Source organism: Roseibium sp. RKSG952 (assembly GCF_009711355.1).
The window spans coordinates 21,280-38,337 of the sequence record NZ_SMMF01000911.1 but is presented as its reverse complement, the minus strand read 5'-3'; the positions used below and the strand labels follow the sequence as shown (position 1 = coordinate 38,337).

General features: G+C 58.8%; 17 protein-coding genes. 1 reads left to right on the top strand and 16 read right to left on the bottom strand.

The window, feature by feature from the left end; translation table 11 throughout:
- Positions 1 to 30: 30 nt before the first annotated feature.
- From E1297_RS18880 to ruvC, 15 genes are all read right to left on the bottom strand, one after another.
- Positions 31 to 1,209, bottom strand: a complete 1,179-nt coding sequence (locus E1297_RS18880; RefSeq protein WP_155141088.1) for a phosphoserine transaminase — start codon at positions 1,207 to 1,209, stop codon at positions 31 to 33.
- 169 nt (positions 1,210 to 1,378) lie between these two features.
- Positions 1,379 to 2,725 (bottom strand): phosphoglucosamine mutase, encoded by a 1,347-nt coding sequence (glmM, locus tag E1297_RS18875; protein WP_155141086.1) that lies wholly within the window; start codon positions 2,723 to 2,725, stop codon positions 1,379 to 1,381.
- Between the two features lie 155 nt (positions 2,726 to 2,880).
- The gene (gene ftsH, locus E1297_RS18870) at positions 2,881 to 4,800 is read right to left on the bottom strand and encodes an ATP-dependent zinc metalloprotease FtsH (protein WP_155141084.1); all 1,920 of its coding nucleotides are present in this window, start codon (positions 4,798 to 4,800) and stop codon (positions 2,881 to 2,883) included.
- Between the two features lie 213 nt (positions 4,801 to 5,013).
- Entirely contained in the window at positions 5,014 to 6,324 is a 1,311-nt protein-coding gene (gene tilS, locus E1297_RS18865) for a tRNA lysidine(34) synthetase TilS (RefSeq protein WP_155141082.1), read from the bottom strand.
- Positions 6,308 to 7,225 carry a tol-pal system protein YbgF gene (gene ybgF, locus E1297_RS18860; protein WP_155141080.1) on the bottom strand — a complete coding sequence of 306 codons (918 nt, stop codon included), beginning with the start codon at positions 7,223 to 7,225 and terminating at the stop codon, positions 6,308 to 6,310. Before ybgF ends, tilS begins: the two co-directional genes overlap by 17 nt.
- Before the next feature lie 188 nt (positions 7,226 to 7,413).
- Entirely contained in the window at positions 7,414 to 7,902 is a 489-nt protein-coding gene (pal, locus tag E1297_RS18855) for a peptidoglycan-associated lipoprotein Pal (RefSeq protein ID WP_155141078.1), read from the bottom strand.
- A 131-nt stretch (positions 7,903 to 8,033) separates the two neighbouring features.
- Positions 8,034 to 9,320: a Tol-Pal system beta propeller repeat protein TolB gene (tolB, locus tag E1297_RS18850; RefSeq protein WP_244327809.1), complete on the bottom strand. Its 1,287-nt coding sequence runs from the start codon at positions 9,318 to 9,320 to the stop codon at positions 8,034 to 8,036.
- Between the two features lie 97 nt (positions 9,321 to 9,417).
- A complete protein-coding gene (locus tag E1297_RS18845; RefSeq protein ID WP_155141074.1) occupies positions 9,418 to 10,374 on the bottom strand; it encodes a TonB C-terminal domain-containing protein in 957 nt (318 codons plus the stop codon).
- Positions 10,375 to 10,380: 6 nt separating this feature from the next.
- Positions 10,381 to 10,833 carry a biopolymer transporter ExbD gene (locus tag E1297_RS18840; protein WP_155141071.1) on the bottom strand — a complete coding sequence of 151 codons (453 nt, stop codon included), beginning with the start codon at positions 10,831 to 10,833 and terminating at the stop codon, positions 10,381 to 10,383.
- Between the two features lie 4 nt (positions 10,834 to 10,837).
- Positions 10,838 to 11,542 carry a protein TolQ gene (tolQ, locus tag E1297_RS18835; protein WP_155141069.1) on the bottom strand — a complete coding sequence of 235 codons (705 nt, stop codon included), beginning with the start codon at positions 11,540 to 11,542 and terminating at the stop codon, positions 10,838 to 10,840.
- 268 nt (positions 11,543 to 11,810) lie between these two features.
- Positions 11,811 to 12,248: a YbgC/FadM family acyl-CoA thioesterase gene (locus E1297_RS18830; protein ID WP_244327808.1), complete on the bottom strand. Its 438-nt coding sequence runs from the start codon at positions 12,246 to 12,248 to the stop codon at positions 11,811 to 11,813.
- Positions 12,249 to 12,396: 148 nt separating this feature from the next.
- Complete coding sequence (gene ruvB, locus E1297_RS18825; protein WP_155141065.1) at positions 12,397 to 13,446, bottom strand: Holliday junction branch migration DNA helicase RuvB; 1,050 nt, start codon at positions 13,444 to 13,446, stop codon at positions 12,397 to 12,399.
- Entirely contained in the window at positions 13,436 to 13,681 is a 246-nt protein-coding gene (locus E1297_RS18820; RefSeq protein WP_155141063.1) for an endonuclease, read from the bottom strand. The genes ruvB and E1297_RS18820 overlap by 11 nt, the downstream gene beginning before the upstream one ends.
- Positions 13,678 to 14,295: a Holliday junction branch migration protein RuvA gene (ruvA, locus tag E1297_RS18815; RefSeq protein ID WP_155141061.1), complete on the bottom strand. Its 618-nt coding sequence runs from the start codon at positions 14,293 to 14,295 to the stop codon at positions 13,678 to 13,680. Before ruvA ends, E1297_RS18820 begins: the two co-directional genes overlap by 4 nt.
- Entirely contained in the window at positions 14,292 to 14,807 is a 516-nt protein-coding gene (ruvC, locus tag E1297_RS18810) for a crossover junction endodeoxyribonuclease RuvC (RefSeq protein ID WP_155141059.1), read from the bottom strand. The genes ruvA and ruvC overlap by 4 nt, the downstream gene beginning before the upstream one ends.
- Positions 14,808 to 14,908: 101 nt before the next feature.
- Here ruvC and E1297_RS18805 point away from each other — a divergent pair, with 101 nt between their 5' ends.
- The gene (locus E1297_RS18805; RefSeq protein ID WP_155141057.1) at positions 14,909 to 15,670 is read left to right on the top strand and encodes a sulfite exporter TauE/SafE family protein; all 762 of its coding nucleotides are present in this window, start codon (positions 14,909 to 14,911) and stop codon (positions 15,668 to 15,670) included.
- 41 nt (positions 15,671 to 15,711) lie between these two features.
- Here the strand turns inward: E1297_RS18805 and E1297_RS18800 are convergent, their stop codons facing one another.
- Complete coding sequence (locus E1297_RS18800; RefSeq protein ID WP_155141055.1) at positions 15,712 to 17,058, bottom strand: sugar porter family MFS transporter; 1,347 nt, start codon at positions 17,056 to 17,058, stop codon at positions 15,712 to 15,714.

Below are 17,058 nucleotides of genomic sequence, written 5' to 3'. Positions count from 1 at the left end.
GTGGCCGGCATGCGCAAGAAAAGACCGGGTTCAGGCAGCCTTGGTCAGCTGCCCGAGTTCGGTTTCAAACGCCCAGTCAAGCCAGGGCGTCAGCGCCTCAAGGTCTGACGCTTCGACAGTCGCGCCACACCAGATGCGCAGGCCCGGAGGTGCGTCACGGTAGGAGCCGATATCGAAGCCGACCTCTTCCTTGTCCAAACGGGAGGATATCGATTTGGCAAATGCCGCCTGATCGGCAGCAGGCAGCGCAGTCACGCGCGGATCGGTGATCACAAGACACACCGATGTGTTCGACAGTGTTTCAGCTTCCTTTGCCAGAAAACCAACCCAGGAGGTCCGGCCGACCCAATCGGCCAGCACCTTGAGATTGGCATCTGCCCGGCCTATCAGAGCATCAAGGCCACCAAGTCCATCGGCCCATTTCAACGCATCCAGATAGTCTTCGACGCACAGCATCGACGGTGTGTTGATGGTCTCGCCCCGGAAAACGCCTTCAATCAGCTTGCCGCCCTTGGTCAGACGGAAAATTTTCGGCAGAGGCCAGGCGGGCACGTATGTTTCAAGACGCTCGACAGCACGCGGGCTCAGGATCAGAACACCATGGGCCGCCTCACCACCCAGCACCTTCTGCCAGGAGAAGGTCACAACATCGAGCTTGTCGAAGGCGAGATCCTGAGCAAATGCAGCCGAGGTCGCATCACAGATTGTCAGCCCCTGACGGTCGTCCGCAATCCAGTCGCCATTGGGCACTCGAACACCCGACGTCGTGCCATTCCACGTGAAAACGACATCGTGGCTGAAATCGACCCGGGACAGGTCCGGTAAAAACCCGTATTCCGCCGTGATCGCGCGGGCGTTTTCAAGCTTGAGCTGCTTGACCACATCCGCGACCCAGCCAGCACCGAAACTTTCCCAGGCAAGCATGTCGACCGGGCGTTCGCCCAGAAGCGACCAAAGGGCCATCTCAACAGCCCCGGTATCGGACGCCGGTACAATGCCAATGCGATAGTCATCCGGGACTTTAAGGACCTTGCGCGTCAGGTCGATCGCCTGCGCCAGCTTGGTCTTGCCGGGTTTTGCCCTGTGGGAGCGGCCCAACGGTGCATCGGCGAGCTTATCGAGAGACCAACCCGGCCGTTTTGAGCACGGACCAGACGAGAAATGAGGATTTGCCGGACGCATTGCCGGCTTCGAAAATTGTTCTGTCATGTTAATCTACCCTTACAGATAGGTGCCCCTCGTTGGGGAGGGGTGTCCCACTTATCTGGATAGATCCGAACCGCCGCCCGGTCAAACGAATTTGTCAGCCAGCGGAAAATGCTTGCACCATGATCCAATGGAACGGCAGCGCCCAGTTTAAAGAGCGCTGCCAATAGATTTATGCAGCAGCGGTATGTGCCACAACACCGGCGATGTCGTTCACCACCTGATTAACGAGATCCGCATCGTCCCCTTCCGCCATGACACGGATCAGCGGCTCGGTGCCACTGGCACGGATGACCAGCCGGCCCGAGTTGCCAAGCCGCGACTCGCCGTCCTGAATGGCCGACTGAACCTCTTCCTTGGCCAGCGGCTCCCCGCCGCCGTAACGCACATTCTTCAGAATCTGAGGGACGGGCTCGAACTTCCGGCAGACCTCGGAAACAGTGCGGTTCTGCTCCTTGATGCAAGCCATGACCTGCAAGGCCGCGATCAAGCCGTCACCGGTCGTCGTGAAATCGGTCATGACGATATGGCCTGACTGCTCACCACCGAGGTTATAACCGCCCGCACGCATCTGCTCGACCACATAGCGGTCGCCGACCTTCGTCCGCATCAGATCCAATTTAAGACTATTCAGGTAGCGTTCGAGGCCCAGGTTTGACATCACCGTCGCCACGATCCCCGGTGCCGAAAGCCGGTCATGAGCATGCCAGGACTGGGCAACCGTCGCCATCAACTGATCACCGTCAATCACGGAACCGTTTTCATCAACGATAATCACCCGGTCGGCATCTCCATCGAGCGCAATACCGATATCGGCGCGGACTTCGTGAACCTTGCGCGACAAGGCCTGTGTGGAGGTCGATCCGCAGTCCTGATTGATATTGTAACCGTCCGGCGTGTCTCCGATGGAAACCACATCTGCGCCAAGCTCCCAGAGCGCCTCTGGAGCCACCCGGTACGCAGCCCCGTTCGCGCAGTCGATCACGACACGAAGCCCCTCAAGGTTCATGTCACGCGGCAAGGTCCGCTTCGCAAACTCGACATAGCGCTGTTGAGCCCCATCTATGCGTTTTGCGCGTCCCAGATCACGGCTTCCCGCCAAAGAACCGGACAGATCCTGATCCATCAGGTCCTCGATCCTTTTTTCGATCTCGTCGCTCAGCTTGAAGCCGTCCGGACCGAAAAACTTGATCCCGTTGTCCTCGAACGGATTATGCGATGCCGAGATCATGACCCCTAAATCCCCACGCAAGGACCGTGTCAGCATGGCAACCGAAGGCGTCGGCATCGGCCCGAGGAGAAACACGTCCATGCCCACGGAGGTAAATCCGGCAACGAGCGCGTACTCGATCATATAGCCGGATAGTCGCGTATCCTTGCCGATCACCACGCGATGCTTATGTCCCCCGTTTTTGAAAATGAGACCAGCCGCCATTCCAACTTTCAACGCCATTTCAGCGGTCATTGGATGCGTATTGGCGCGACCACGAATACCGTCCGTTCCAAAAAATTTGCGCATATCTATTAGCTATCCATAAATTTCGAATTGCTGCATGTTTAACCTAGATGGTGCCCGGAAACGGTTCAAATTGTATGTTCAATTGTTACCATTTCCAAACAAGAAAACCCGGCCTCGCGGCCGGGTTCTGTGTCTCTTGAACGAAATGAACCGAATCAGGCCTGCGGTTGAGGTTCAAACCCGCCGCTTGCCTCACCGCCGCCGCGTTTCACACCTGCTTTCGGTACAGCAGATGCCCGGCCGATCGGCTGATCGTCATCAGTGTCACGAACCGGCGGCGTGCCATCCAGCAGATCCTTGATCTCGTCACCCGACAAGGTTTCATATTCCAGAAGGCCTTTTGCGATCGTGTGCAATTGGTCTTCGTGGTCCCCGAGGATCTTTTTCGCAGTTTCATAGCCCTGATTGACGAAGGACTTGATTTCCGCGTCAACGATCTTCTGGGTTTCGTCGGCAACATGCTGGTTCTTGGCGACCGAGTGTCCGAGGAAGACTTCTTCCTGATTTTCACCGTAAAGAAGCGGGCCCAACTTGTCGGACATGCCGAACTGGGTGGCCATGGCGCGGGCAAGTTTCGTTGCCATCTGGATGTCCCCGGACGCACCCGATGTGACCTTTTCGTAGCCGAAGATCATTTCCTCGGCGACACGTCCGCCCATGGCAACCGCCAGGTCAGCCTTACACTTGGCACGGGTCAGGGACACCTGGTCCTTTTCCGGCAAGCGCATGACCATGCCCAGAGCCCGTCCGCGCGGAATGATCGTTGCCTTGTGGATCGGGTCAGACGCGTCCTGATGCAGCGCGACGAGAGCGTGGCCGGCCTCGTGATAGGCGGTCAGCTTCTTTTCTTCCTCTGTCATGACAAGCGTCCGGCGTTCAGCGCCCATCATGACCTTGTCCTTGGCGTCCTCGAACTCGGCCATCGTCACCAGGCGCTTGGACCTACGCGCTGCCAAAAGAGCCGCTTCGTTGACAAGGTTCATCAAATCGGCCCCGGAGAAACCCGGAGTACCACGGGCAAGCGTACGCACCTCAACGTCCGGCGCCAGAGGAACCTTGCGCATATGCACTTTAAGGATCTTTTCACGGCCGGTTACATCCGGATTGGGCACAACGATCTGCCGGTCGAAGCGGCCCGGACGCAGAAGTGCCGGATCCAGAACGTCCGGGCGGTTGGTGGCCGCGATGATGATGATGCCTTCGTTCGGCTCAAAACCATCCATCTCGACCAGCAACTGGTTGAGCGTCTGTTCGCGCTCGTCATTGCCGCCACCAAGACCAGCGCCGCGATGACGTCCAACGGCATCGATTTCGTCGATAAAGATAATGCAGGGCGCGTTTTTCTTTGCCTGCTCGAACATGTCACGGACGCGGGACGCACCAACACCCACAAACATCTCGACAAAGTCCGAACCGGAAATCGTAAAGAACGGAACATTCGCCTCACCGGCAACGGCACGCGCGGTCAGGGTTTTACCAGTTCCCGGAGGACCAACCAGCAGCACGCCGCGCGGGATCCGGCCGCCCAAGCGCTGGAATTTCTGCGGATCGCGCAGGAATTCAACGATTTCCTGAAGATCTTCCTTCGCCTCGTCGATGCCAGCGACGTCTTCGAATGTCACGCGCCCGTGCGCCTCGGTCAACAGTTTGGCCTTCGATTTGCCAAAGCCCATTGCCTTGCCGCCGGACCCTTGCATCTGGCGCATCACGAAAATCCAGATCCCGAGGATGATCAACATCGGAAGCCAGGAAAACAATGCTCCCAAGAGCGGGGAGCTTTCTGCCGGCGGGACAGCCTTGATCAAAACCTTCTTGGCTTCCAGCTTCTCGATATATTGAGCATTTTCAGGCGCGTAGGTCTGAAATGCGCCGCCGCTGCTATAGTGCCCGGCAATCTTCTGCTGCTGGATCGTGACATCGGCCACCTCACCCCGGTCAACCTGACTGAGGAATTGCGAGAACGGGATCTCATTGGCCGCGTTGCGCTGTGACGGGTTCTGAAACAGCTGGAACAGGGCGATCAGCAGCAATGCGATGATCACCCAAAGTGCGAAGTTGCGAAAATGTGCGTTCATTTCGTTCCCTTGCCCGCAAAAAGCGGCAATTATTTGGTGTTAGGACCAAGATAGGTCGCTGATACCCATATGCCAAGCCAATGCATTACATCAGTGTAAGATTCGTCACAAAGTCGCAGTCCGGAATGAGAGAATGCTCATTAAACACGTAAATTATGACGAGATTCCGGGCATTTGCCGTTGGTCCTGCGACACCCGCAAGGCCTTCGCCTCTTATTCGTAGCACCTCTTGAACAAAATGTGAGGTTTGTGGTGCAAGACTGGTGCTAAATAAATTTCAGGAACAAACAACACGGCGTCCTTTGACCAGAGTGCCGGCGCGCAGTCAAAAGCTTCGGATGGCCAGCCACTGGGCAATTGCACCCCCGCCCGCGCAGGCGCCAGCGAAAACGGGCCAATATAGAGCGGGTCGCCCAGAGTTTCCGGCACTCCGCTATCTGCCTCGATGCAAAAGCGATTGTCCCAGACCCCGCCTTTTGCGTCCTCCAACAGCATGACACTCGGCGGATGGCGGCCCGCCTCTTTCCAGGCAAACAAGGTACCGTCGCGCCTTTGGACGAATGCACCGGCCAGCGACGACTTGGTGTGCCCGCTCGATTGTAGCGACGCTTCAAGCCCCTCAAGCTTCTGAAGCCGTGACGGCGTTGGACTTGCCGTGACCCGCAAGATCATTTCGGCCAACAGCTTCAGGCGTATTTCGAGCGGCAAATCCGCCCAGATCGGGTAGGACAGACGAACCGGGCCCGATGGATGGACTTCAACATGGTCCGACCAAACCTTTTGAACCCAGGCCTGCAAGGCGCTGCTTGCCCGCCGCATGCGTTCTGCGGTTTGTGCCAAGCGCTGCGGTTCAAGGCCTTCCTCGGCCAGTTGCCGGGCCAGATTGCGCAAGCGCACCCGCTTGTAGGCCTTGTCCCGGTTGCTCCGGTCTTCACTCCAGGGAACGGAACGCGCTTCAAGACTTGCGGCCAGCCGGGCTTTTCCGACCTCCAGCATGGGGCGGAGCAAATGCAGCCCCTCAGGGCCGAGTTTGTTTTCAGGCGCCATGCCGCCAAGACCGTAAACGCCGCTGCCGCGTGTCAGCCGATCAAGAAAAGTCTCAATCTGATCGTCAAGGTGATGTCCGAGCACAAGCGCGTGGAGGCGCCGCCGTTTCATGGCATCAGCCAATAGCCTATATCGCGCTGCCCTGGCGGCTGCCTGAAGGTTTGACTGGGGCTTATCCCCCCGCCAATGCAGGACCTCGTGGTGAATTCCCCGGATGGCGCACAGTTCGCCGACCGCGCCTGCCTCTAGTGCGCTTTCCGGCCTCAAACCATGATCAACGGTGAAGGCCTCGAATTGCCCGGCCCACCCGTTCCTGCACGCCCATTCGTCAAAAAGAACCAGCAAAGCAGTCGAGTCCGCTCCTCCGGATACCGCGAAAGCAAGGCTTTCAAAGTCACGTAGCGGTCTGAACAGCGCGTCGGCATCACTGTTGGTCAGAGGCGAATGGATCTGATGTGTCTCAGGTGCATTGTGCACGTTGGCGTTCGTCCTGTGCCTGGCTCAGAACTGGCGACGGTGCGCCCGGATATTTGGCGAGAAGCTCGGCAAATGTTGCGCAAGCCGCTTGGTTTTCGCCGAGATTGCGCAAGGACACGCCCAGTTTCAGAAGGCTGTCCGGACTTTTGTCATTTCCCGGATGTTCCGTGTAGGTCTTCAGGAACGCATCGGCGGCGCCCCGGTAATTTCTTTGCGCAAGGAGGCTTTCGCCAAGCCAGTATTGCGCATTGGCGGACAAGCGGCTGTCCGGGTAGGTGTCAATGAATGAGCGGAATGCCTGTTCGGCCTGCGGATACTGGCCATTCACGGCCAGATTATAGGCACGGTCATAGTCGGACTGCGGATTTCCGCCTCCCGGCAACCCGGCGTACTGATCCGTGCCGGTGTCAAATCCCGCAGACGGTGCAACCGCCCCCCCGGCATCCAGTCCTCCGGCAAGCTGGGACAGGTCAATCGGCCCGCTGCCAGAAAACTCCTCGCCAGTTCCAGCCTCATAGCCGCCGCTTGCAGCCCACTCACCATCGCCGGATCCCGGCGAAGCAAGCGTTCCGGACGAACCGGCAAACTCGCTGCCACCGCCTGAGGGTGAAACCGGGCCCGCATCAGACCGGTTGCGCGGCGCTCCACCCCCGCCTTCCAACTGCTGAAAGCGGTACTCGTTGTCCTCTTGCATGCGGCGCATCTGCTCCTGCAGCTCACGCAGCTGATAGGACAGTTGTTCAATCTGCCCATTCAGGACCCGCATGCGTTCTTCCATCTCGTTGATGCGAACGCTGGAATCGTCGTTCCTGCGGCCAAACAACTGGGCCTGGGACGGGCTGACGGCTGACATGAGGACGGTGGCGCCCAACAAAGCGGCCAGCACTTTCCGTTTGATCATTCCTACCTCCGGTTGGCAGCGGACAAAGTCGCGCGCCCATCATACCTTGGTTGGCACGCAAAGGGCACGTCGAGTTCGGCCAAATTTTGGCGTCTCCTGCAATTACAGGCCGCAGCCGAAGATTGCCAGCACGTGATCAATAAGAAAACGGGCCGGAAAGTCCGGCCCGCGCAGCAATCTGAAACAAATCAGTTCGTGACATTGTTCAAGACAGTCACGGCACGCCGGTTCTGTGACCAGCAGCTGTCATTGTTACACACGGCAACAGGCCGTTCCTTGCCGTAGGAAATCGTCCGGACCCGATTTGAAGCAACGCCCCGCGCGACAAGATAGTCTTTTGCGGAATTGGCACGGCGGGCACCCAGCGCAATGTTGTATTGGCGGGTCCCACGCTCATCCGCATGGCCCTCAATAGTGACGGTGTAGCTGCGATACTGGTTCAGCCACTGCGCCTGCTTGTCGAGTGTGGCTCGCGCTGCAGGGCTCAACGAAGACTGGTCTTCGGAAAAGAACACCCGGTCACCGACATTGACGACAAAGTCCTGAGTGGTCCCGGGTTGCGCATTGGAGCCCGAAACGCCCCCTTGCTTGGTCTGCGCACAGGCGGCGACAAACAACATGGCCCCCATCACAGCCGAGATTTTTGCTCCGCGAGCAATCGACCCCATATTCAGCATTCTCGTTCTCCTATCCCCAGCGCGCCCCGACAGGGTGAACAGATCCTGTCCAAACTTGGTTAAAACCGCGTTTGGAAACATGGTTAACACCTGCTTAAGCGCTCGATTCCGCTACGTCCCGACACCCCAAATCAATCGATCAGGGGTGACCACGACGGATCCGACGCAAATGCCGGCGTATTCACGCGTTGTTCGTTGTAGCCGGTGAGATCCACCGTCCAGACCTGAGGCCCGCCATTGGCTCCCGGCGTATCGCGGAAGAACACCAGAACGCGGCCATTTGGTGACCAGGCCGGCCCCTCGTTGTGATAGCCCTCGGTCAGAATGCGCTCGCCCTTGCCTTCCGGGTTCATGACACCGATCATGAACCGCCCCTGATGCTGTTTTGTAAAGGCAATCAGATCTCCCCGCGGAGACCAGACAGGTGTCGAATACCGGCCCGGACCGAATGAAATACGCCGCGCCTCGCCGCCGGTGGCCGGCATGACGTAAAGCTGCTGCGTGCCGCCGCGATCCGATTCAAACACGATCCAGCGTCCGTCCGGTGAGAAGGACGGGCTGGTATCGATTGCTGCCGTGTTGGTGAGCCGGGTGGTCCGGCGCGAGCGCAAGTCCATCTTGAAAAGGTTTGCGTTGGCGCCCTGCTGCAGGCTCATGACAACACTTTGACCATCGGGCGAAAAGCGTGGCGCAAACGTCATGCCCGGGAAGTTGCCGACGATCTCGCGCTGGCCCGTCTCGATGTTCAGGAGATAGACACTCGGGTCCCCCCCATCATAGGACATGTAGGTGATTTCCTGACTGGTCGGCGAGAAGCGCGGCGTCAGCACCAGTTCATCGCCGCGTGTCAGATACCGCACATTCGCACCGTCCTGATCCATGATCGCCAGACGCTTGACGCGCTTGTCCTTCGGACCGCTCTCATCCACAAACACGATCCGCGTATCGAAATAACCTTTTTCGCCCGTCAGGCGCTCATAAATCGCATCGGCAATAATATGTGCCAGACGCCGCCAGTTTTCCGGCGTCGTATAAAATTGCTGGCCCAGCATCTGTTCGTTTGCAAAGACATCCCAAAGGCGGAATTCAGCCCGCAACCGGCCGTCGCTCTGCTGGATGACCGTCCCGCTGACCAGGGCCTGGGCTCCGATCGTCCGCCAGTCGCCAAAACGCGGCGTGGTGTTCACGCTCATGTTCTTCTGAATGAAACTTGCCGGATCCAGCGGCCGGAACAGGCCGGAACGCTGCAGGTCTGCCGCGATGACCGAGGTCATGTCCGCAGCCAGTTTTGCATCACCGCCCTCGGCGGCAAAACTCGGCAATGCAATCGGCAAGGGCTCGATATTTCCTTGCGTGATGTCAATTTCGATCAGGGCCTGAGCGGGCTGTGCCCCGGCCAGAGCGCTGATGCCGAGCATGACCGCAACTGCGCCCGTCCTCAGAAAGGCCAGAATGGAGGACCTTCTTTGCTTGCTGCGCATGGATGCTTTTGCTCCTGGTAGTCTGGTGTTCATATCAGCCGCCCAGCATCTCGCGGGGATCGAAATTTATAATGACTTCCTGCCAAGCTTCATACTTGGCAATGGGTAGAGAATAAGGCGCGCACCGCATGACTGCGCGCACCGCACTGCTGGCGGCCGCGCGGAAGGCGGGATTGCTGTTTGTATTCATGACTTCCGGACTGCCCGAAACCTGCCCGTTTCTATCCAGGTTAAAGCGTACACTGACACGCAGATCCTGAGCACCTACCGCTCCGACCGGCGGGCTCCAGCACTGCTGCACCTGGGCGCGCAGCGCGTCCAGTTCCGACAATGTCATCCGGATATTCTCGCGTCCCTGCCGGCTGCCCAGAGACGCCGGATTGTTGCTTTGGGCCGTTGCGCCGCCCGATGGCTCGACCTTGTTAAGAAGCGCCGCGATCTGGTTGGGCCGGAAGTCTTCTTGCTGCGGCTGTTGCGTCCGCACCGGTGGCGCAGGTTTAGTCCGCGGCACGACATTGGCGACAACCGGCTGCGGCGCAGGTTCGGGCTCAGGCTGCGGCTCGACAACCGGCTCGGGTTCCGGAGCCGGTTCGGCTTCAGCTTGGGGTTCCGGTGCAGGCGCGGGTTCCGGCTCCGGGGCCGGTTCAAGTTCGGCCACCGGCGCGGGAGCTGCCTCGGGAGGCGGCGCGGGTGCCGGCGCAGGCGATGGCACCGGCGGTGTCGGTTGCGCGGTATTCACTTCGGCCGGCGTCTGCTCCGCTTCCTCTTGCGTCGGCTGCGGCTCGTCGGTCGATTCCAGCGCCGCCACGTCGCGGATCTCGGCGTCTCTCTCGCCGAGACGCAGCTGAGTGATCTCTTCCACGGGCACCAGTTCAACCGGAAGCGACTCCACCTGCGGAACCGAAAAGCTCTCCGGTCCGGGTAATGCTACAAGCCCCCAGAGAAGCACGGCCGCGTGGCCGGTCAAAGACGCAATGAGGCCGATACGCATTCCGGTCTAAGAGTCCTGTTCCTCGAGGGTCACCAAGCCGAGCCGCTTGAAGCCGGCCGCATTGATCCGCCCCATCAGGCGCATCATGGTTCCATAGTCCGAATTCTGGTCGCCGCGCACATATATGCGCTCATCATAGCCGTTTTGGGCGATCGCTTCGAGTTTGGGCACCACTTCGTCCATTGCGATTTCGGTGTCCTGAATGAACACGGTGCCGTCGCTCCGGACCGAGATGGTGATCGGCTCAGTATCACCTTCCAGCGCCGTGGCCCGGGTTTCAGGCAGATCAATCGGTACCCCGACAGTCAGGAGCGGCGCCGCCACCATGAAAACGATCAGCAACACCAGCATGACATCGACAAATGGCGTGACGTTGATTTCGCTGATCGGTTGCGCGCGGCGTCTGCGCCGGCGGCGTCCGCCAGCCGATCCCCCTCCTGGGCCCATCTGCATGCCCATAGCGTCAGGACCTTTCGTCTATCTGGCGCGACAGGATGGCGGAAAACTCGTCGGCAAAGCCCTCCATGCGCGCGACCGACTTGCCTACATCCGAGGAGAACTTGTTGTAGGCAATAACGGCCGGGATGGCGGCCAGAAGACCAAGCGCCGTGGCAAACAGGGCTTCTGCAATGCCCGGGGCAACCACCGCCAGGTTTGTGCTCTCGGAGGCTGCGATCGCCTGAAAGGAGTTCATGATGCCCCAGACCGTGCCGAACAGCCCGATAAACGGTGCGGCGGACCCGACACTGGCCAGAACAAGCAGACGGCTTTCCAGCCGCTCCGATTCGCGCTGTATGGTCAGGTCCATCACCCGGTCAATTCGTTGTTGCAAGCTGGCCAAAGCGGGACGGGCGCCTTCATGAGACCGCTTCCACTCCTGCATGGCAGCCACAAACAGCGCCGCGAGGCCATGGTTTTTCCGGTCATGCAGCGTTCCGTAAAGGTCTTCCAGAGACTGGCCGGACCAGAACACCGTCTCGAACCGGTTCATCTGGCGGCGAATCCGGCCGAACAGCATGAACTTGTCAATGACGATCGCCCAGCACCAGACGGACGCACCGATCAGCCCGAACATGACGATTTTAACGACGATATGCGCATGCCAAAACAGGGCAATGAACGACACACCACCTTGTGGCGCTATAGCCGCTGGAACAAGATCATTCATAAAGTTTTGGACCCCTTGGTCGAACCGATGTCAGTGCCCTTGATTGCCGTTTACATACGAAACCATTACGCCGGGGCCTGAAAGAGATTGTCTCTCTGGCTGCGGAATTTGGCGAAACTTCGACTAATTCAACGACAAGGACGTAATCACCAAAGGAAGCAATTAAGGTTACTGACGTGTTAATGTGAACCAGGAAAGTGAATAGCTTTGTTCACGTTTGGAAAAACCCACCTGGAATCAGAGGTTGATGGGCCACAGACGGGACAAATCAGCGCAGCTTGAGAGCAAGCGTTTCCGGCAGCCGTGCCGGGCGCCCATCTTCGGAAATAACAGCAACCGTAACCGTTGCCCTCGCAAGTTCGTCCCCATCCCGGCTGGCAACTTGTTCCAGCACGATCCGCGCCCCCTTTGCCCGGATCAACCGGGTATGGATCTCAATGACATCGTCAATCCTTGCGGGTCTTGCAAAATCCAGCTGCAGCGACTTCACGGCAAAAGCAAGCGGAAGACCGTTTTCGCCTTGCTTGAGCTTATGGTGATGCACACCGAGCAGTCTCAGATAGTCCGAACGGCCACGTTCGAAAAACCGGACGAATGATCCGTGGTAGACGGCACCTGTGAAATCGGTGTCCTCATAATAGACCCTGACGGGCAGAACGTGCCCGTTCTCCGTTAGCCGTCCTGATAGATCAGACCATGTGCTCAAAACTACCTCCTGTGCCTTCGGCGGCGCTCTTCGCATACCGGCACAGTTTAGGGAAGCCCGGCTGATCCCAAACGGGCGGCACCTCTGCGGTCTGCTTCAGCATCCGCTATCCCCTTGCACGCGGTCGGCACGCCCTAAACCGGTCAGGTCACTCTCCGCGGTCCGGATCGGCGAAAAGGCCCAATTGCGGTGCTTCGACTTCCCTGGGCACAGCAAGGCCCAGATGCTGAAAAGCCTGGCGGGTCAATAAGCGTCCACGCGGCGTGCGCTGCAGGAAACCGTTCTGGATCAGATAGGGCTCCACGATTTCCTCAATCGCGTCGCGCGGTTCGGACAGCGCGGCTGCGATGGTTTCGATCCCGACCGGGCCGCCGCCAAAATTGACTGCAATCTGGTTGAGATACCGCAGGTCAAGACTGTCGAGCCCCGCCGCATCGACCTCAAGCTGCGACAGCGCGCGGTCGGCCAGCGCACTGTCGACCGCATCCACATCCGCAACGATTGCAAAATCCCGGACGCGCCGCAGCAGACGGCCGGCAATGCGCGGCGTGCCACGCGACCGCTTGGCGATTTCCGTTGCCCCGTCCGGCGCCATGCCGATGCCGAGGATCTTGGCGCCGCGCTTGACGATGTGCTCCAGCTCCTCAACCGTATAGAACTGCAGCCGCACCGGAATTCCGAACCGGTCGCGCAAGGGCGTTGTCAGCAGACCCAGCCTCGTGGTCGCCGCGACAAGCGTGAACTTCGCCAGATCGATCTTCACCGACCGGGCGGCCGGCCCCTCGCCGATGATCAGATCAAGCTGATAGTCCTCCATGGCCGGGTAAAGCACTTCCTCGACAGCCGGATTGAGCCGGTGGATCTCATCGATAAACAGGACATCGCGATCTTCCAGATTTGTCAGAAGTGCGGCCAGATCCCCGGCCTTTGCAATGACCGGCCCGGAAGTTGCCCGGAAGTTCACGCCCAGTTCGCGGGCCATGATCTGGGCAAGTGTCGTCTTGCCGAGCCCCGGAGGCCCGACAAACAGGACGTGATCAAGCGCCTCCTGCCGCGCCTTGGCTGCTTCGATGAAAACCTTCAGGTTCGCCCGCGCCTTTGCCTGACCGACAAAATCGCCAAGGGCCTGAGGACGCATCGTGGTATCGATTTCATCGCCGCGGACTTCCGGCGTCACGAGACGGCTGTCATTCGACATAGGACACAACCACGATCAGGAGAACAAGCAATGTCAGGGAATAGGCGACCCTGATTGCATAAAACTTGCGAAACTGTTTGCGGACAAACGGATCATCCGTTTCCACCTTCTTTCCCTTGACCGCATAGCTGCGGCCATCGACTGAAGTGGCAAACAGATGATCGATATACATGATCCCGCCAAGCCCGGCGAGGACGAACACAACGGCGATTGCACCAAACACCAGCATCGTCATCCGGCCAGCTCCTTGAGCCCAAGGCGAATCAGTGTTTCGGTTGTAGCCCCCTCGCCTGCCGATTTCAGCGCCTTGGCGACAGCCGCGCTTGCTTGCGGCTGGCCGTAACCGAGATTGGTCAGGGCGGAGACCGCTTCCGACACCGGTTGGGCCGCCGCATTGTCCGCCACAGTCTGCGAAACGGCAATTGTCTCCTGATCAATGCTGGCAAGCCCGGGCGCCTTGTCCTTCAGCTCGGACATGATCCGCTCCGCAACCCGCTTGCCAACCCCAGGAGCCCGGGAGATTGTCGCCTTGTCACCCAGCGCAATCGCGTTGGCGACTTCACCCGCCTTCAGGATACCGAGGATCGCCAGCGCGACCTTTGCGCCAACCCCCTGCACCGTCATCAACAAGCGAAACCATTCCCGCTCCGCTTCGGAGGCAAAGCCGAACAGGCGGATCATGTCTTCGCGCACCATCGTTTCGATGAAAAGCACAGCCGCCTCGCCTGCCCGTGGCAGGCTCTGGAGGATCCGGGACGGGCAATGCACCTGATAACCGACGCCATGCACGTCAAGGATCACATGATCCTCACCATAGCTGTCGACAGTTCCCTTCAGTTTTCCGATCATGCCACACCCATTTTAGCCAGACGCCCCGTTGCCGCACCCCGGTGCTGTGCATGACAGATCGCGATGGCCAACGCGTCGGCGGCATCGTCACTGTCAAACTTCGCCAGCGGCAAAAGCACCTTCACCATGGCACGGATTTGATCCTTTTCGGCATGCCCTGTGCCGACGACGGTTTTCTTCACAAGGTTCGGGGCATATTCGGCAACAGCAAGCCCCGACAACGCCGGTACAAGCAATGCAATCCCGCGCGCTTGTCCCAGCTTCAGCGTTGCACCCGCATCCTTGTTGACAAAAGTCTGTTCGACAGCCGCTTCCTGCGGCCCATGCAAGTCCATGACCTTGCCAAGCCCGTCATGCAGCTGCACCAGCCGCTCTGCCAAATCCCGCTTGTTGTCGGAGGAGACAGTCCCGGAGGCCACAAAAGCGAGCCGATTGCCGGTGACATCAATGACGCCCCAGCCCGTCCGCCGCAATCCCGGATCGATGCCGAGAATTCGAATTGCATGTGTCATGGAACAAACCGGTAACAAAACTTGCGTGTTGACGCCACCAGAACCGGAGCGTAGGCAGCCTCAGACAACAGTTTTCAACGCCCTTTGCCGATTCCGTATCAATGCTTGACGTCTTCAGTTCCTATTCTCCTGCCCTGCTCGCATTCCTGGTTGCAATCCTTCTGATCGCAGGAGTGGTGCGCGGATTTGCCGGATTTGGAGCCGGCATGATTTTCATGCCTGTAGCGACAAGCCTGATCCACCCGGCAACCGCGGCCGCCGCCTTTTTGTTCATCGACGGCATTGTTGCCCTGCCCCTGATCGTGCGCGCCGCCCGGATTTGTGACTGGAGCACGGTTTTGCCAGCTGTCGTTGGAGCGGTCCTGTCGGTTCATTTGGGGGCCTGGCTTCTGGCAAACACCGATGTTCTTGTGTTGAGATGGGCCATCTTTGCGATTGTTACCGGCTTGCTGGCGCTTCTGATCTCCGGGTGGCGCTATCAGGGCAAGCCCACGAGACCGGTTTCACTGGGTGTCGGCGCAACGGCGGGTGTCCTCGGCGGGATCAGTCAGGTTTCCGGTCCGCCAGTGGTTGCGTTCTGGCTTTCAAGTGCAAAGGCCCCGGCGATCGTGCGGGCGAACCTGATCATGTTCTTTGCACTCGCCAGTGCCGGGACATTCATCGCCTATATCGTGAATGGTTTCTTCACGATCGAGGTCTGGCATCTGCTGACCGCTGCCGTCCCAACCTATGCGCTCGGGATTTTTCTGGGCTCGCGGGGGTTCAGGACCGCAGACCCGAAATACTACCGTTGGATCGCCTATGGCCTTATCGGCCTCGCTGCCGTGTCCAGCATCCCGCTACTGGATGTCGTCCTGCGCTGACGCATCAACACCAAACGGCATCCCGAGATTCGCGGTATTGTCTACCTGATATCCTGCAACGGGTTGCCTGCAATCCGGTCGTCGACTTCCTCAAGTTCGATGCCACGGGTTTCAGGCGCATATTTCCACGCGAACCAGATGCCGAAAACGCACCAGAAGGCGAAAAACAAAATGGCCCCCGCCTCTCCAAACGATGCGGCGAGATTGGGAAACAGGAACATCACGATGAAGTCGCCGCTCCAGTTGCTGAGCGAAGCGATGGCCATGCCGAGACTCCGGACCGGGAGCGGAAACAGTTCCGACATGTAGACCCATGGCAGTGTCCCGAGAGACACCGCGAAAAACATGACAAAAACGAACAAGGCCACCAGAACGAGGAGCGGGCTGGAAAATCCGGGCATCAAAAAACTGAAGGCCACGAATGACATGGAAATACCGGTTCCAAGAAAACCTGCAATGAAAAGCGGACGCCGGCCGATCCTGTCGACGAGCGAAATCGCCACGACGGATCCGGCCATATTCAAAAAGCCGACGCCGATGGTGACGAGCAGCTGGTTGGCCTCACCAGTGATCCCGGCAGATTTCAAGATCGACGGTCCAAAGCTCAAGATCGCATTGATCCCGCTGAATTGCTGAAGAAAAAACGCGGCGGCTGCAAAAATCGCCAGACCCGAAACCGACGGCTTCAGCAAGTCGCGCCATTTTCCGCGTGCCGGGCCCGTGTGAAGAGAGGCTTCGGCCTCCTGAACAATCAGCTCGACTTCAGCCGCATCGATTTTGGGCTGCACGACCCGGAAAACAGCACGCGCCTTGGCTTCCTGGCCGTTCATCAACAACCAACGCGGGCTTTCCGGCACGATCAAGATACCGAAAAAGCACATGAGAGCCGGTACGATCCCCACTCCAATCATAAGCCGCCAAGATTCGAAGGAAGAAAGCCCCCAGTCGATGACGAATGCCAGGAAAATCCCTGTTACGATCATCAGCTGATACGCCAAAACGATCGCGCCGCGGGTACGGGCCGGAGCAATTTCAGCCAAATACATCGGCGCAACCATCGCCGATGCACCAATTGCGATACCGATCACTAGGCGTGCCATCAGAAATACCGGCACATCAGGAGCAAGCGCAGCCGCCAGCGTCCCAAGCAGAAAAGCAAGCGAGCTTGCAAAAAGAACCGTGCGCCGCCCGTACCGGTCGCCTGCAATCGTGACAGTCAAAACGCCAAGGATCGCACCGAAAGGCAGCGCTGCCGCAACCATGCCCTCCCGGACCGATCCGAGCGCAAACTCCGCTGTAATGAGCGGAAGAACGCCGGCAATGACGCCAAGATCAAATCCGAACAAAAACCCGAATATGGCAGCTAGACCAATGATCACGAATTGCAT

Excerpts from the sequence above, each read along its gene's own strand:
- tolB (WP_244327809.1), bottom strand. The coding sequence starts at position 9,320 with ATGCTCGGCATCAGCGCTCTGGCCGGGGCACAGCCCGCTCAGGCCCTG.
- ybgF (WP_155141080.1), bottom strand. The coding sequence starts at position 7,225 with ATGATCAAACGGAAAGTGCTGGCCGCTTTGTTGGGCGCCACCGTCCTC.
- E1297_RS18805 (WP_155141057.1), top strand. The coding sequence starts at position 14,909 with ATGCTTGACGTCTTCAGTTCCTATTCTCCTGCCCTGCTCGCATTCCTG.
- E1297_RS18840 (WP_155141071.1), bottom strand. The coding sequence starts at position 10,833 with ATGGGCATGCAGATGGGCCCAGGAGGGGGATCGGCTGGCGGACGCCGC.
- E1297_RS18800 (WP_155141055.1), bottom strand. The coding sequence starts at position 17,058 with ATGCAATTCGTGATCATTGGTCTAGCTGCCATATTCGGGTTTTTGTTC.
- ruvA (WP_155141061.1), bottom strand. The coding sequence starts at position 14,295 with ATGATCGGAAAACTGAAGGGAACTGTCGACAGCTATGGTGAGGATCAT.
- ftsH (WP_155141084.1), bottom strand. The coding sequence starts at position 4,800 with ATGAACGCACATTTTCGCAACTTCGCACTTTGGGTGATCATCGCATTG.
- E1297_RS18820 (WP_155141063.1), bottom strand. The coding sequence starts at position 13,681 with ATGACGATGCTGGTGTTTGGTGCAATCGCCGTTGTGTTCGTCCTCGCC.
- tolQ (WP_155141069.1), bottom strand. The coding sequence starts at position 11,542 with ATGAATGATCTTGTTCCAGCGGCTATAGCGCCACAAGGTGGTGTGTCG.
- E1297_RS18845 (WP_155141074.1), bottom strand. The coding sequence starts at position 10,374 with ATGCGTATCGGCCTCATTGCGTCTTTGACCGGCCACGCGGCCGTGCTT.
- ruvC (WP_155141059.1), bottom strand. The coding sequence starts at position 14,807 with ATGACACATGCAATTCGAATTCTCGGCATCGATCCGGGATTGCGGCGG.
- pal (WP_155141078.1), bottom strand. The coding sequence starts at position 7,902 with ATGCTGAATATGGGGTCGATTGCTCGCGGAGCAAAAATCTCGGCTGTG.
- ruvB (WP_155141065.1), bottom strand. The coding sequence starts at position 13,446 with ATGTCGAATGACAGCCGTCTCGTGACGCCGGAAGTCCGCGGCGATGAA.
- E1297_RS18880 (WP_155141088.1), bottom strand. The coding sequence starts at position 1,209 with ATGACAGAACAATTTTCGAAGCCGGCAATGCGTCCGGCAAATCCTCAT.
- glmM (WP_155141086.1), bottom strand. The coding sequence starts at position 2,725 with ATGCGCAAATTTTTTGGAACGGACGGTATTCGTGGTCGCGCCAATACG.